Genomic DNA, 13,937 nt, shown 5'->3' on the forward strand with positions numbered 1-13,937 from the left:
TCATCAATCAGACAGCGGAGTATGGTCAAATGAAAAAACCGCGATCGAGGCAAGCTTCATGGTATCAGAACCCCCCACCCTTCACCGTTTACTCAGACTCTCCAGCGCGATCGACCGATTCAACGAAGTGATCGGACGCTTGACGCTTTGGCTCGTTTTGCTGATGGTTGCACTCGGCGTGTGGAACGTCATTGGACGGTATGTGGGCAAAGCGATCGGGCAAAATCTCACCTCGAACTCTTTAATTGAGGGTCAGTGGTATGTGTTTGATTTGGTCTTTCTGCTCGGAGCCGCCTACACGCTAAAGCACGATGAGCACGTTCGGGTGGATGTGTTCTACAGCCGTTGGAGCCGCAAAACGAAAGCACTGGCTGATTTTTTAGGGACGCTGTTCTTTTTGATTCCGTTTTGTGGGCTGGTGATTTATTTTTCCTGGGGGACGATCGTGGAATCGTGGATCACGCGCGAAGGTTCTCCTGATCCGGGTGGCTTAGCACGCTATCCCATTAAAACGATGATTATTGTCAGCTTTACGCTGTTAATCGTGCAGGGCATTTCGGAACTAATCAAGAACTGGGCGATTTATCGCGGACATCTACAGGAGCGCGAGTAATGGACTTCTGGAATCAATACGAGATTGTTTTCGATTCGGAGTGGTTGGGGCCGCTGATGTTTGTTGGGGCGCTGGTGCTGCTATCGTTTGGCTATCCGGTGGCGTTCGCGCTGGGGGGAGTTGCGATCGTCTTTGCCATTATCGGGATTGTATTAGGCGTATTTGATCCGGTGTTTCTCACGGCAATGCCTCAACGGATCTTTGGCACGATGTCAAACTATACGCTGTTGGCGATTCCCTATTTTATCTTTATGGGATCGATGTTAGAGCGATCGGGCATTGCAGAACGATTGCTCGAAACCGTTGGAATTTTGCTGGGAAAGTTACGGGGCGGTTTAGCCTTAGCGGTGGTGTTAGTCGGCGCATTGTTGGCGGCAACCACCGGAGTCGTCGCGGCAACAGTTGTGGCAATGGGACTGATATCGCTGCCGATTATGCTGCGGTATGGCTACAACAAAGAATTAGCAACCGGGGTAATTGCAGCATCGGGAACGCTGGGACAAATTATTCCGCCGAGTGTGGTGCTGGTGGTGTTGGGCGATCAGTTGGGGGTGTCGGTCGGGGATTTGTTCGTCGGATCGGTGATTCCTGGATTGATGATGGCGGGAGCGTTTGCGCTGCACGTCTTGATTGTGGCTTGGATTCGTCCCGATGTTGCGCCTGCCTTGCCCGAAGCAGTGCGGAAAGACTTTGGCGGAAAAGGGTTTCTGCAGCGGGTGTTTAGCGCGATCGTGCCTCCTCTGGTTTTAATCCTGCTTGTTTTAGGCAGTATTTTCTTCGGGTATGCCACCCCGACCGAAGCGGGGGCAGTCGGAAGTTTAGGCGCGATCGTGCTGGCAGCGTTAAACCGCCAATTGAGTTGGGAATCGCTCAGAGGCGTGTGCGATGTGACGCTGCGAAATACCAGCATGGTCGTGTTTATTTTGTTTGGTTCAACTGCGTTTAGTTTGGTATTTCGGGGATTGGATGGCGATCGCTTTGTGTTTGATGCGCTGACAAACTTACCGGGCGAAGAAGTAGGATTTCTAGCGGTCAGCATGTTTGTGGTGTTTCTGCTAGGATTTTTTATTGATTTCTTTGAGATTTGTTTTATCGTTGTACCGCTATTTGTTCCGGTGGCGCGGGAGTTAAATCTGGATCTCGTTTGGTATGGGGTAGTGTTGGGCGCAAATCTGCAAACTTCCTTTCTCACCCCACCGTTTGGATTTGCACTGTTTTATCTTCGGAGTGTTGCGCCCAAAGGTGTAACCACTACCAACATTTATAAAGGCGTGGTTCCGTTTATTTTGCTGCAATTGTTGGTGTTGGTGTTGATCATTGTATTTCCGGGAATTGTAGGATTCTTGCCGTCGCTCGCAAAAACATAAATTCGGTGAAACACTGTCCATAGAATCGGTTTTACCAGTAAGCTGAACAGTGCTGCTTACTCAGGGCTATGCAAGTTCAGATTCAGACCTTCACAGTTCATAAACGGTTCGCGCTTAAAATTAGTCGCGGCACAACGGCTCAAACCACTAATGTCTGGATCAAAATTGAGCAGGATGGAATCGAAGGTTGGGGCGAAGCATCCCCGTTTTCGATCGGCGAACAACCGCAAACAACCGAAATCATTGCCCGCTCTTTGCAAGCGATCGCGCCTCTCTTCAAAGCGATTCATCCGCTCGAACGTCAGCGAATTGATCAGCTTTTGACTCAATCAAAACTGCCTTCTGCGGCTCGTGCTGCGATCGATCTTGCTTTACACGATTGGTTAGGAAAATCCGCCAATCTACCCCTGTGGAAACTGTGGGGCTTGGAGCGCGACCGGATTGTGCCAACTTCGGTAACGATCGGAATTAACACGCCTGAAGGCGCAAAACAACGAGTTAAAGACTGGCTTGGTCAAGGAACGATCGAATCTCCCTGGCAGGATATTCAAGCGCTGAAAGTCAAGCTCGGCAGTCCTGAAGGAATTGCAGCAGACCAAGCTATGTTTGAAGCGGTGCGAGAAGCGGCTCCAAACATTAATCAGATTAGTGTCGATGCAAATGGGGGCTGGACAGTTGAAACAGCGCTGAAGATGGCGCATTGGTTAAACGATCGCAATGTCACTTACATCGAGCAACCTTTAGCGAAAGGACAAGAAGCTGAATTACCTAAACTATTCAATCTTTCACCATTGCCGATTTTTGTTGATGAGAGTTGTTTTGATAGTCGATCGATTCCAGCGTTGAGCGATCGGGTTCACGGTATCAATATTAAGCTGATGAAATCAGGCGGTTTGAGCGAAGCGCTCCGAATGATTTATGTCGCTAAAGCACACAATCTCAAAGTGATGTTTGGCTGTTATTCAGATAGTTCATTGTTGAATAGCGCGATCGCACAGTTATCTCCTTTAGCAGATTATCTCGATCTCGATAGTCATTTGAATTTGATTGATGATCCATTTGTCGGTGCAAGCTTTCAAAACGGGCGCGTCATTCCAAGTGATCGTTCAGGGTTAGGAGTTGTCCTCAGAGGAGAGAGATGATGCTGAGATCGAACGATCGGGTTGCAGTGCTTTTACACAAGGGCATTCAGGGCACACAGGGAAAAACAGGACTCACTTTTACTCGCTATCGTTCTGATGCAGTAGTTGCAATCATTGATCAAGACTGTGCAGGACAATCTTTTCGAGCATTAACCTCGATCGCGTGTGATGCCCCGATTGTCAGTTCGATAGTTGAAGCACTTAAGTATCAGCCAACTGTGCTGTTAATTGGAATTGCACCATCGGGCGGAGTGTTACCGGATGCTTGGTTAACAGAGATTGAGCAAGCGGTTGATGCGGGACTGTCGATCGTGAATGGACTTCATACAAAACTCACGCCCAGACTGAAAGATCGCTTACAGTCTGGACAATGGAGCTGGGATATTCGCCAAGAGCCGATCGGACTAAAAGTTGGAAGTGGTGCAGCGCGATCGCTCCCCTGCTTAAGAGTATTAACTGTGGGAACTGATATGAGCATCGGTAAGATGTCTACCAGTTTAGAACTGGATCGCGTGGCTCAAAAACGGGGGATACGATCGAAGTTTCTCGGTACAGGTCAAGCCGGCATGATGATTTCCGGTGATGGCATTCCTTTAGATGCGATTCGAGTAGACTTTGCTTCTGGAGCCGTTGAACAGTTAGTCATGCGCTCTGCGAACTTTGATCTGCTCCACATTGAAGGACAAGGTTCAATCTTTAATCCCGCTTCGACTGCAACTTTACCCTTGATTCGAGGTTCCCAGCCTACGCATTTAATTCTGGTACACAGAGCCGGACAAACACACATCCGCAACTTTCCTCACGTCCCGATTCCACCCCTGAAAACTGCGGTTCAGGTTTACGAGTCGCTGGCAGCAGGGGGTGGAGCGTTTACAGCGTGTAAAGTTGCGGCGATCGCGCTCAATACCGCTCATCTGGATCAAGAAGCAGCAGAACGAGCGATCGCACAAACTCAGACAGAAACAAACTTACCTTGTACCGATCCCGTTCGATTTGGAGCAGATCTGCTTTTAGATGCAATTCTGAATACTGAACCCGCAATCTAAGTGCAAAGCTCCATCCACATTACTTCCCAAACTAGCTGCGGTTGTACATAAGCCAGCAATTGTTCTTTTGCTTTCTCAAGCAATTGAATCGATCGAGAACTACGGCTCTGTGCCCAATACACCTGCTGCAAATAATCAATTAGCCAAAGCTGCGTTTCACCATCGATCGTTTTTGCGATCGTTCTTGCCACGGTTAAAGCTTGCCTCAACGACTTCGGAGGATTGACGACCGATTGAATCAGTTCTGGTGGAATCGATTCGAGCGTCTGTTGATGAGCGATCGCCGCTCCCGGACTGCCTTGTGCTAAGGCTAACAATTGCGGTTTCGATAAAATCTCTGCGTGTCCCACTTGTTTCAGGACTTGCGCCATTGAATCAGTATCGAGTCGTGCAAACGGAATGCGCTGACAGCGAGACACGATCGTCGGCAAAACCGAATCTACACTGGTTGCTAATAAAATAATCGTTGCTCTTCCCGGTTCTTCGAGCGTTTTTAGTAACGCATTTGCGGCGGCTTCCGGCATCGTTTCTGCTTGTTCGATCACGATCGCCGATCGTCGAGCTTCTAGCGGCGGACGACTGAGAAACTGACTCACTTCCCGAATTTGCTCTAATCGAATCATCGGCGGCGTTTTGCGCTTGACTCCAGCCGCTTCGGCCTCGATCGCGCTCAGTCGTTTTCCTTGATGCAAGTAAGTCGGCCCAACCCAAAGTAAATCGGGATGATTGCGACTGAGAATCCGAGCGCGTGAAGACGACAATAGCGATTCGAGAAAGCATTCAGCCGCAAGACGCTTTCCGATGCCCGCCGTTCCAGTGAAGAGATAAGCGGGCGCGAGACGATCGACCGTGATCGCTCGTTCTAACAGTTCAACGGCGTGAGACTGACCGATCAGGGTTGCAAAAGCAGACATGAGCTAGCGCAATGGTGAATGCTTAGTGTAATTCAATTAGAAGCACGTTGCATATGGTTTAGCTTTGCTGACCACAACTGCAATTTTTCGCCGATCTTGTTCAGCAATAATTAGCTTTTCTACGCCGAGGTCAAAGAAGAGACTAGTAAGGCCTGGGATCGGAAGCGTGTACGGTTCCTGGTGATTGTCCAACCCTCCTTTTGCAGTGCGGTTTTTACAATGCCGTGAAAGCGGTCTTTTGCAAACATTACGATACGATCGCAATTCTGAGAAACTCATTTCCATCCCAATTTTAACTTGATAGCTTTTTGCCGATGATTTCTCGCTTAAATTCAGCTTGGCAAAACTTAATAAAGAGTCAATCCACTTTGAAGAACCGCCTTTTGGTAGGATTGATAACTGAGATTGCCCATCAAAACGGCGACAAATCAGCAGTTGGAGGACTTATTACGTGGAAAACACGCTTGGTTTAGAAATCATTGAAGTCGTAGAACAGGCGGCGATCGCCTCGGCTCGTCTGATGGGAAAAGGCGACAAGAATGAAGCCGATCGCGTGGCAGTCGAAGCGATGCGCGAACGTATGAATAAAATTTATATGCGCGGTCGGATCGTAATCGGAGAAGGAGAACGCGACGACGCACCGATGCTCTACATCGGCGAAGAAGTCGGAATTTGCTCTCAGCCAGATGCTGCAAATTACTGTAACGTCGATGAATTGATCGAAATCGATATCGCCGTTGACCCCTGCGAGGGAACTAACCTCTGTGCCTACGGTCAGCCCGGATCGATGGCAGTATTGGCAATTTCGGAAAAAGGAGGTTTGTTTGCGGCTCCTGACTTCTACATGAAGAAGCTGGCTGCTCCTCCGGCTGCAAAAGGAAAAGTAGACATCACCAAGTCGGCAACCGAAAACCTGAAGATTTTATCCGAATGTCTCGATCGAGCGATCGATGAACTTGTGGTCGTCGTGATGAAGCGCGAACGCCACAACGACTTGATCAAAGAAATCCGGGAAGCCGGCGCACGAGTGCAACTGATCAGCGATGGCGATGTCGGTGCAGCGATTAACTGCGGTTTTGCTGGAACCAACATTCACGCGCTAATGGGTATTGGTGCGGCTCCTGAAGGCGTAATTTCGGCGGCAGCACTCCGTTGTTTGGGCGCACACTTCCAAGGGCAACTGATCTACGACCCGGAAGTGGTCAAAACCGGACTAATCGGAGAAAGCAAAGAAGCGAACATTGCTCGACTCAAAGAAATGGGCATCAATGACCCGGATAAAGTGTATTCTGCCGAAGAACTGGCATCCGGTGAAACGGTGCTGTTCGCGGGAACGGGCATCACTCCGGGTAACATTATGAACGGAGTGCGCTTCTTCAAAGGTGGCGCAAGAACTCAAACGCTGGTCATTTCTAGCCAATCGAAGACGGCTCGATTTGTAGACACGATCCATATGTTTGATCAACCGAAGATCGTTCAATTGCACTAATTGAGTGTGGGGAGTCGGGGTAGGGAGTGGAGAGTCGAGCGATAATAGTAGAAGCGTCTGACTCCCCACTCCCCACTTTCCCACTCCCCATCTCTTCTCCTTCACCCTGATCGACTTATTAGAGCGTCTTTTAATATGAACATTGCTGTTGTTGGGCTGACTCACAAAACTGCACCGGTCGAAGTTCGTGAGAAGTTGAGCATTCCGGAACCTGTGTGTGATAAAGCGATCGCACAACTCTGTAGCTACCCGCATATTGAAGAAGTCGCAGTCTTGAGTACCTGCAATCGGCTGGAACTCTATCTGGTGACTTCTGACACTGAACAAGGAATTCGCGAAGTTAATCAGTTTTTATCAGAACACAGTAAGTTACCGAGTGCGCGTCTGCGTCCCTATTTATTTACCTTGCTGCATCAGGATGCGGTAATGCACTTGATGCGAGTGTCGGCAGGGTTAGATAGTTTGGTGTTGGGAGAAGGTCAGATTCTCGCCCAGGTGAAACAATGTCATAAGCTTGGACAACAGCATCGCGGTATCGGACGCATTCTCAATCAATTGTTTAAACAAGGCATTAGCGCTGGAAAACGGGTGCGGACGGAGACGAGCATCGGAACGGGTGCCGTGTCGATCAGTTCGGCGGCGGTAGAACTGGCGCAGATGAAGGTCGATCAGCTTGCGGATCAGCGCGTGACGATCATTGGTGCCGGGAAGATGTCGCGGTTGCTCGTGCAGCACTTGTTGTCAAAAGGTGCAACCAACATTGTAATTTTGAATCGATCGATGGATCGAGCGCGAGAATTAGCGAATCTGTTCCCGGATGCTCATCTAAGACTATTGCCGATTCACGACATGATGGACGCGATCGCACAGTCGGACATTGTATTTACGAGTACGTCTTCGACGGAGCCGATTCTTGATCGTGCCAATCTTGAAGCCGTTCTCGATCCGAATCAGCCTTTGATGGTGATTGATATCGCTGTGCCCCGGAACGTTGCAGCCGATGTGAACGAATTACCGACGGTTCGAGCCTTTAACGTGGATGACCTCAAGGCGGTAGTTGCCCAAAACCAGGAAAGTCGGCGGCAGATGGCGATGGAAGCGGAAGCGTTGCTAGAGGAAGAGGTCGAAACCTTTGAAGCTTGGTGGCGATCGCTTGAAACCGTATCGACGATTAGCTGTCTGCGCGACAAAGTAGAAGCAATTCGGGCGCAGGAACTGGAGAAAGCGCTATCGAGACTGGGGACGGAGTTTGGCGATCGACATCGCGAGGTGATTGAAGCGCTGACCAAAGGAATTGTGAATAAGATTCTGCATGATCCGATGGTGCAATTGAGAGCGCAGCAGGATATTGAAGCGCGGCGGCAGGCGATGGAAACGCTGGAGGTATTGTTTAACTTGGATCGGCAACAAGCAGGCATTTAATCGAGACGATCGTCGGAGTTCAATCGGCTATCACAATCCTAAATCGTGTTCCGACGATCGATTTGTTCTTGCTTAAATAGTTCTAGCGTACTAAAATCACCAGCGAAATCACTTTTTTGGTAGAGGAGTGATTTTCGGCAGTACACTAAGCTCTGTTTAAGGGACAAGGATATAGAGTAATGGATTCAGTCGCACATCTCACCCCGGAGCTTCAACAACGCGTACAAGAACTCAAACGTCTGTTACAGAAAGCAAGTTACGAGTATTACGTGCTAGACGCGCCGACGATCGACGATGCGGTTTACGATCAGCTTTATCGCGAACTTCAAGCCCTTGAGACACAGTACCCAGAATTAATTTCACCGGACAGTCCGACTCAGCGCGTGGGTGAACGTCCTGCCAGTCAATTTACTTCGGTCAAGCACAATATCTCACTCTATAGTTTAGAGAACGCTTTCGGAAATGCAGACTTAGCCAACTGGGAACAGCGATGGCGCAAAGTTGCGCCAGAAGTCAGCGAGTTTGATTATATTTGTGAACTGAAAATCGATGGAAATGCGATCGCGCTCACTTACGAAAAGGGTGTTCTAGTGCGGGGCGCAACTCGCGGTGATGGCGTTACAGGCGAGGAAATTACCCAAAATGTGAAAGCCATCCGATCGATTCCCCTCCGCCTCAATCTAGAAAATCCGCCTGAGATTGTAGAAGTCCGGGGTGAAGCGTTTCTCTCGCTTGATACCTTTGAGCAAATTAACCGCGATCGTGAAAAAGCCGGAGAATCCCTGTTTGCGAATCCCCGGAATGCAACGGCAGGAACGTTACGCCAGCTAGATTCTCGGATTGTGGCTCAGCGTCAACTCGATTTTTTTGCCTATACGCTGCATTTTCCCGGTGAGTTGAAAACGCAGGCAGAAGCATTAGAAACCCTGAAAAAAATGGGGTTTCGCGTGAATCCAGAGCGATCGCTCTGTGCCAACTTACAAGAAGTGCAGGAATACTGCGATCGCTGGGCAATCGATCGCACCAAACTGCGCTATATGACCGATGGCGTTGTGATTAAGATTAACTCCCTCTCGCTACAAGAAAGATTAGGATTTACGCAAAAATTTCCGCGTTGGGCGATCGCGCTCAAGTACCCTGCTGAAGAAGCTCCAACGATTTTAGAAAACATCAGCGTCAATGTGGGACGCACCGGAGCGATTACACCTGTTGCAGAACTTCGTCCGGTACAGTTAGCTGGAACGACTGTATCACGGGCGACTTTGCATAATCGCGATCGAATTGCCGAACTCGATTGCCGAATTGGTGATACTGTTATCATTCGCAAAGCAGGTGAAATCATTCCTGAAGTGCTGCGCGTTCTTACAGAGTTACGACCCCCTAAAGCGCAACCGTATCAAATGCCCTCGCATTGCCCAGAGTGTGGCGAACCTGTGGTTAAACCTGAAGATGAAGCGGTAACTCGATGTATTAACGCTTCCTGTCCAGCAATTTTACGCGGAGCGATCACGCATTGGGTCAGTCGTGATGCTTTAGATATTAACGGTGTCGGTGAGAAACTGGTTGCACAATTGGTTGATAGTAATGTTGTTCATTCAGTTGCAGATTTATATGGTTTGACGATCGAAAAACTGCTCACCCTGGAGCGCATGGGCAAAAAGTCGGCTGAGAAAATTGTCGCAGCGATTCAGCACTCAAAATCTCAACCTTGGTCGCGGGTTCTCTACGGCTTGGGCATTCGGCATATCGGTAGCGTCAACGCTCAAACACTCACCGGAACTTTTCCGAAAGTTGAGCTACTCGCGCAAGCCACACCGGAACAGATTGAAGCCGTACCTGGATTTGGATCTGAAATTGCTCAATCGGTGTTTCAGTGGTTTCAGAATCATGGAAATCAGAAATTAATCGATCGCCTCCGTCAAGCGGGAGTTCAACTTGCAGGCGAAATAACTCCAGTTGTCAAAGACACAGCCATTACAGGCAAAGCCTTCGTAATCACTGGAACCTTACCGACGCTGAAACGCGATGAGGCAAAGGCTTTGATTCAAGCAGCAGGCGGTAAAGTAAGCGATTCTGTGAGCAAGAAAACAAATTATGTCGTGGCGGGTGAAGAAGCAGGCTCAAAGCTCGAAAAAGCTCAGGCATTAGGAATCACAATTCTCTCGGAAGCGGAGTTAGTGGCGCTGATTCAAGCTTAGTGATTCGTTATGATAGCGGTATCCAAATCGGTCGATCGATGCGTTATGAACAAGGTAGGTGTAGCTTACGTTCTCTGGCTGGGCGGTCTATTCGGCTTATCTGGGCTACATCGTTTGTACAATGGCGAGAAAAAAACGGGCTTGCTCTGGTTGGGAACGTTTGGACTATTTGGCTTTGGGCAATTGTTGGATCTGATTTTGATTCCAAAGATGGTTCAGGTGCATAACGAGCGATTGAGCGAAAAGTACAAGCCGCTTTTAGAGCAAAACCCAATGACTCTAACCATTGGGCAAATCACGCTCCGACCCTCAAAATTCACAGGGGTCAAATCCCCGAAACTGATTGATTCAACGCCGCCGATTTCTCAACAACAAGCCACGATCGCGCTTCTCAAAGCAGCAGAAGCAAGAGGTGGAAAGCTTTCTGTGACTCAGGGGGTAATGGCAACGGGGCTGAGTTTTAAGCAAGTTGAAGCGCTGCTGATAGAGATGCTGAAGAGCGGATATGTCGAGATCGGCAACGACGCAGAAACGGGGACTGTGCTGTACGAATTTCGAGAGCTTTAGAGGGATTTTCAGCCTCCGCTTTTTATCTTATGAGTCTCCATAGATTCAATCAGGATAATTAATAGCTATTTTTACCTAACAAAATTCCAAATTTGACAGCAATCCGGGCGAAAATTGCCTTAAGATTATCGTAACAATTAAGTTTGTGAACATAGAACTTGCTGAGATAACCAGGAGAACTTGATATGGCGCTTGTCCCGATGCGGCTATTGCTGGATCACGCGGCTGAAAACGGTTACGGCATCCCTGCATTTAACGTCAACAACATGGAGCAAATCCAGTCGATCATGCTGGCTGCCCACGAAACCAATAGCCCAGTCATTCTGCAAGCTTCCCGTGGCGCTCGAAACTACGCAGGCGAAAATTTCCTTCGCCACTTGATCTTGGCAGCGGCGGAAACCTATCCTCATATTCCGATCGCGATGCACCAAGACCACGGTAACGAGCCTGCAACCTGCTATTCAGCAATGAAGAACGGCTTCACCAGCGTCATGATGGACGGTTCACTCGAAGCGGATGCGAAAACTCCCGCCAGCTACGAGTACAACGTCGCAGTCACCGCAGAAGTGGTGAAAGTGGCTCACGCGATCGGAGCTTCGGTCGAAGGTGAATTGGGCTGTCTTGGATCGCTCGAAACCGGAAAAGGCGAAGCAGAAGACGGTCACGGATTTGAAGGTGAATTGGATCACTCGATGCTGCTCACCGATCCCGATGAAGCGGTTGATTTCGTTGAGCGGACTCAAGTGGATGCGTTGGCAGTTGCGATCGGAACCAGCCACGGTGCATACAAGTTCACCCGCAAACCGACCGGAGAAATCCTCGCAATCAGCCGCATCGAAGAAATCCACCGCCGCTTGCCGAACACCCACTTGGTGATGCACGGTTCTTCTTCGGTTCCTGAAGACCTGATCGCAATCATCAACCAATACGGCGGTACGATTCCTGAAACCTACGGTGTTCCGGTTGAAGAAATTCAAAAGGGCATTAAGTCAGGTGTGCGTAAGATCAACATCGACACCGATAACCGTTTGGCGATCACCGCAGCCGTGCGTGAAGCGCTGATGCAGAACTCGAAAGAATTTGATCCGCGCCACTTCTTGAAGCCATCGATCAAGTACATGCAGAAGGTTTGTGCCGATCGCTATAACCAGTTTGGTGCAGCAGGTCAAGCAAGCTCGATCAAGCAAGACTCGATGGAGATCTTCGCTGTGAAGTACAAGAAAGGCGAACTGAACGCTGTGACCAAAACCGCAGCAGCAGTCTAAGCTAGAAGCTTGAATAAAAAAACTGGGTAGTTTCACCGCTACCCAGTTTTTTTATTCAGTTTTTTTAAGTGCATTTGCTGAAGCCTATTAAGTAACAGTTTTATCGATAAATTATTATAATTTCGCTCCTTGAAATAAACAGCAATGTATTAGCAGAGTCCAGATTTATTAAGCTAAGTCGATTAGATATTTATATCGCATTAAGTAAATGCAATGAACGAAGGTACACTCTTCGAAGTTCGTTTCATCATTACTTGAATGACTTTTAATTTGCAAGCGAAAGGGATTTTCGCCCGGTTTCATTTGTCTAAAATTACAAGCGCGATCGTCCTTACGATTGGGATTCCGATTTGCGCTGCTACTGTAGCTCCAGGAAGAACATTTGCGATTCCGGAAACTGCTGCAATTTTTCAGACCCAAAGTGATATCGCCCCTGAAGTTATCCTGATTCGGCAAGCCATTATTGGTCAGGAAAGTGGCGCGAATTTTAGGGCGGTTAATCCACATTCTGGTGCATTGGGCTATGCACAAATCATGCCGGAAAACTTGCCGAGATGGTCAAAAGAAGCCCTTGGATATGTAGTTTCAAGAAAAGAGTTTTTAGCGCGTCCCGATTTGCAAATCGCGATCGTCGATTACAAATTAAACCAATATTGGCAGAGATCATTTGCAGCAAGTAACGGAAATGTTGCGGTTGCAATTCAGCGAGTCGCGGCATGGTGGTACAGCGGCAGACCAGAGAAATACACTTCAACGACTACACAGTTTTATAACGGACACCGCTATCCCAGTATTGCGTCATATAGTCGAGCCGTTTTAATGCGCTATCAAGCGATTTGGGACGCACAGAACGCCATGCGGAATGCAGCAGTGCAAAATGTCGGCGGTTAATTGCGCTGCAAAATCTTAGAGGTGTTTGGGATTTGGAGTAGATCGGGCGTGAATTAAATCACGCTCTTCAATTACGCGATCGCTTTGGCGGCATCTTTTGATCGATATAAAATCTCTTCTTGGACAACTTCAAAATTCTGGTTCAACCAAACCAGCGATGCTTCTATGACGCTGCTGTCTTGTAAGGTGACGATCGAGAAGTTTCGCAGGCGATCGCCATTTTGCTCAATGATTCTCGGCACTCTTGCAGCGTTAAGATGAACCGTTCCAGCAGCATCCACGTGAATCGGGCGGCGTAGCTCGGTTTTGGTGTGTCTCAGCGAATGGTGCATATGTCCAAATACAGCTAGCGGCACCGATTTTCCGCGATCGCGGGTTTGAACGATCGCTTCTGCGAAATCAGGATCACCATGATCACCGCCGATCGGCTGCCAATCTCGACCGCAGGGATCTTCGGGGCGATCTCCCAAGCCTTTCGCGCCGTTGTGACCGATGAAAAGGATCGTGTCGGTTTCAGTTTGATCAACTGCATCGAGGATACGATCGACCGACTGATCAAAGCTCTCAACTCCGTAGCGTTCCCGATAGAATCTCTCATTTTTCCAGCCAGGGCCACCCCAGCTAAACGGGCGGCTCCCGACCACGCTGAGATTCAACTGCGGAAAATCAAGCTTGCCATACCCAACGTGCGCTTCACCCAGTAGATCTAATTGTTGCTGCACCCGATCCTCTTTTTTGCGATCGTAAGGGCATTTACTAATTCCCCAATCGGTTGCTGTGTACCAAGCATCGTGATTTCCCATAATGGCGGCTTTGGGAATCTGCATTTCGGCGATCAGCTTGACAATATTGACTGATTCATTACCAAAGTCGCCTACGAACAATGCCAGATCAACGCCGAGAGATTTAAGCGCTGCTTCATCTTCAGCTTCCCATCGATCGTGAACATCACCGATCGCAGCTAATTTGATTGTCTGGTTCGCCACCTTCCGTTCTCCCTTGTTTTCTCTGTTTCTAGAATAG

At 48.8% G+C, this 13,937-nt stretch carries 13 protein-coding genes; 10 read left to right on the forward strand and 3 right to left on the reverse strand.

Going from position 1 to position 13,937, the window contains the following annotated elements; translation table 11 throughout:
• Window positions 1-58: 58 nt before the first annotated feature.
• The 4 genes from H6F51_12965 to H6F51_12980 all read left to right on the forward strand — a co-directional run bounded on the left by H6F51_12965 (window position 59) and on the right by H6F51_12980 (window position 4,168).
• Window positions 59-613 (forward strand): TRAP transporter small permease subunit, encoded by a 555-nt coding sequence (locus H6F51_12965; GenBank protein ID MBD1823392.1) that lies wholly within the window; start codon window positions 59-61, stop codon window positions 611-613.
• Window positions 613-1,980, forward strand: coding sequence for a TRAP transporter large permease subunit (locus tag H6F51_12970; protein MBD1823393.1), 1,368 nt, complete (start codon window positions 613-615; stop codon window positions 1,978-1,980). The genes H6F51_12965 and H6F51_12970 overlap by 1 nt, the downstream gene beginning before the upstream one ends.
• Before the next feature lie 68 nt (window positions 1,981-2,048).
• Window positions 2,049-3,122 carry a dipeptide epimerase gene (locus H6F51_12975; GenBank protein MBD1823394.1) on the forward strand — a complete coding sequence of 358 codons (1,074 nt, stop codon included), beginning with the start codon at window positions 2,049-2,051 and terminating at the stop codon, window positions 3,120-3,122.
• Complete coding sequence (locus H6F51_12980) at window positions 3,119-4,168, forward strand: DUF1611 domain-containing protein (GenBank protein ID MBD1823395.1); 1,050 nt, start codon at window positions 3,119-3,121, stop codon at window positions 4,166-4,168. The genes H6F51_12975 and H6F51_12980 overlap by 4 nt, the downstream gene beginning before the upstream one ends.
• Here the strand turns inward: H6F51_12980 and H6F51_12985 are convergent.
• Complete coding sequence (locus tag H6F51_12985; protein ID MBD1823396.1) at window positions 4,165-5,082, reverse strand: DNA polymerase III subunit delta'; 918 nt, start codon at window positions 5,080-5,082, stop codon at window positions 4,165-4,167. The genes H6F51_12980 and H6F51_12985 overlap by 4 nt on opposite strands.
• A 119-nt stretch (window positions 5,083-5,201) precedes the next feature.
• Window positions 5,202-5,330, reverse strand: a complete 129-nt coding sequence (locus H6F51_12990; GenBank protein MBD1823397.1) for a hypothetical protein — start codon at window positions 5,328-5,330, stop codon at window positions 5,202-5,204.
• 203 nt (window positions 5,331-5,533) lie between these two features.
• On the opposite strand from H6F51_12990, the gene glpX reads away from it, so the two are divergent.
• The 6 genes from glpX to H6F51_13020 all read left to right on the forward strand — a co-directional run bounded on the left by glpX (window position 5,534) and on the right by H6F51_13020 (window position 12,914).
• A complete protein-coding gene (gene glpX / locus H6F51_12995; GenBank protein ID MBD1823398.1) occupies window positions 5,534-6,571 on the forward strand; it encodes a class II fructose-bisphosphatase in 1,038 nt (345 codons plus the stop codon).
• Window positions 6,572-6,706: 135 nt separating this feature from the next.
• A complete protein-coding gene (locus H6F51_13000; GenBank protein MBD1823399.1) occupies window positions 6,707-7,993 on the forward strand; it encodes a glutamyl-tRNA reductase in 1,287 nt (428 codons plus the stop codon).
• Window positions 7,994-8,172: 179 nt separating this feature from the next.
• Complete coding sequence (gene ligA / locus H6F51_13005; protein MBD1823400.1) at window positions 8,173-10,191, forward strand: NAD-dependent DNA ligase LigA; 2,019 nt, start codon at window positions 8,173-8,175, stop codon at window positions 10,189-10,191.
• Window positions 10,192-10,236: 45 nt separating this feature from the next.
• Window positions 10,237-10,758: a TM2 domain-containing protein gene (locus H6F51_13010; protein ID MBD1823401.1), complete on the forward strand. Its 522-nt coding sequence runs from the start codon at window positions 10,237-10,239 to the stop codon at window positions 10,756-10,758.
• Window positions 10,759-10,943: 185 nt separating this feature from the next.
• The gene (gene fba / locus H6F51_13015) at window positions 10,944-12,023 is read left to right on the forward strand and encodes a fructose-bisphosphate aldolase class II (GenBank protein MBD1823402.1); all 1,080 of its coding nucleotides are present in this window, start codon (window positions 10,944-10,946) and stop codon (window positions 12,021-12,023) included.
• 258 nt (window positions 12,024-12,281) lie between these two features.
• On the forward strand, window positions 12,282-12,914 hold the full coding sequence (locus tag H6F51_13020; protein ID MBD1823403.1) for a lytic transglycosylase domain-containing protein: 633 nt from the start codon (window positions 12,282-12,284) through the stop codon (window positions 12,912-12,914).
• Window positions 12,915-12,985: 71 nt separating this feature from the next.
• Here the strand turns inward: H6F51_13020 and H6F51_13025 are convergent, their stop codons facing one another.
• A complete protein-coding gene (locus H6F51_13025) occupies window positions 12,986-13,900 on the reverse strand; it encodes a TIGR04168 family protein (protein MBD1823404.1) in 915 nt (304 codons plus the stop codon).
• Between the last annotated feature and the right edge of the window lie 37 nt (window positions 13,901-13,937).

This window comes from Cyanobacteria bacterium FACHB-DQ100 (genome assembly GCA_014695195.1).
GTDB lineage: Bacteria > Cyanobacteriota > Cyanobacteriia > Leptolyngbyales > Leptolyngbyaceae > Leptolyngbya.

What these genes read in the sequence shown, in the direction of transcription:
- H6F51_12970 (MBD1823393.1), top strand. Translation starts at nt 613, where the DNA reads ATGGACTTCTGGAATCAATACGAGATTGTTTTCGATTCGGAGTGGTTG.
- H6F51_12975 (MBD1823394.1), top strand. Translation starts at nt 2,049, where the DNA reads ATGCAAGTTCAGATTCAGACCTTCACAGTTCATAAACGGTTCGCGCTT.
- H6F51_13000 (MBD1823399.1), top strand. Translation starts at nt 6,707, where the DNA reads ATGAACATTGCTGTTGTTGGGCTGACTCACAAAACTGCACCGGTCGAA.
- H6F51_13020 (MBD1823403.1), top strand. Translation starts at nt 12,282, where the DNA reads ATGACTTTTAATTTGCAAGCGAAAGGGATTTTCGCCCGGTTTCATTTG.
- H6F51_12965 (MBD1823392.1), top strand. Translation starts at nt 59, where the DNA reads ATGGTATCAGAACCCCCCACCCTTCACCGTTTACTCAGACTCTCCAGC.
- H6F51_12990 (MBD1823397.1), bottom strand. Translation starts at nt 5,330, where the DNA reads ATGTTTGCAAAAGACCGCTTTCACGGCATTGTAAAAACCGCACTGCAA.
- H6F51_13010 (MBD1823401.1), top strand. Translation starts at nt 10,237, where the DNA reads ATGAACAAGGTAGGTGTAGCTTACGTTCTCTGGCTGGGCGGTCTATTC.
- ligA (MBD1823400.1), top strand. Translation starts at nt 8,173, where the DNA reads ATGGATTCAGTCGCACATCTCACCCCGGAGCTTCAACAACGCGTACAA.
- fba (MBD1823402.1), top strand. Translation starts at nt 10,944, where the DNA reads ATGGCGCTTGTCCCGATGCGGCTATTGCTGGATCACGCGGCTGAAAAC.
- H6F51_12980 (MBD1823395.1), top strand. Translation starts at nt 3,119, where the DNA reads ATGATGCTGAGATCGAACGATCGGGTTGCAGTGCTTTTACACAAGGGC.
- H6F51_12985 (MBD1823396.1), bottom strand. Translation starts at nt 5,082, where the DNA reads ATGTCTGCTTTTGCAACCCTGATCGGTCAGTCTCACGCCGTTGAACTG.